The organism is Marinifilum sp. JC120, assembly GCA_004923195.1.
Lineage (GTDB): Bacteria > Desulfobacterota > Desulfovibrionia > Desulfovibrionales > Desulfovibrionaceae > Maridesulfovibrio.
Genome location: RDSB01000142.1, coordinates 1 through 582 on the forward strand (window position 1 = coordinate 1; position 582 = coordinate 582).

General features: G+C 49.1%; 1 pseudogene. It reads right to left on the reverse strand.

What is annotated here, in order from left to right:
- Nucleotides 1-185 precede the first annotated feature (185 nt).
- Nucleotides 186-386 (reverse strand): annotated as a pseudogene (locus D0S45_20740) (hypothetical protein).
- Between the last annotated feature and the right edge of the window lie 196 nt (nt 387-582).

Sequence of the window (582 nt, forward strand, 5' to 3'; positions counted from 1 at the left end):
ACCCGGGTCCAGGGTTTCCTGTTCACTACCTCCAACCACCATCTAATCTCAATACATAGTGCCCGCAGTGTCGAGTCACCTAGACTGGTGGCCACATTGCAACATGATCGATAGCATTCGATCTGCACTAAGAAGGACTWGACAMRCATGASATTGATCACCACCCAGTGATCAATCAATTGTKATTACATCTCAGTCCTACAGGAGGTYAGTCRCGGCYCGGATAGCTCAGTGGTAACGTCTCTGACTGTGAAGCTGGGTGACACGAGATCGAATCCGCCASGGARCACCAGTTCCCTCAAGATTACAGRYACACSTTGCTGACRAGTGCCAAGTAGCACGAAACCCGGRTCCAGGGTTTCCTGTYGACTACCTCCAACCACCATCTAATCTCAATAYATAGTGCCCGCAGTGTCGAGTCACCTAGACTGGTGGCCACATTGCAACATGRTCGATAGCATTCGATCTGCACTAAYARGGACTAGACAAGCATGAGATTGATCACCACCCAGTGATCAATCAATTGTGATTACATCTCAGTCCTAYAGGAGRTTAGTCACGGCTCGGATAGCTCAGTGGTAA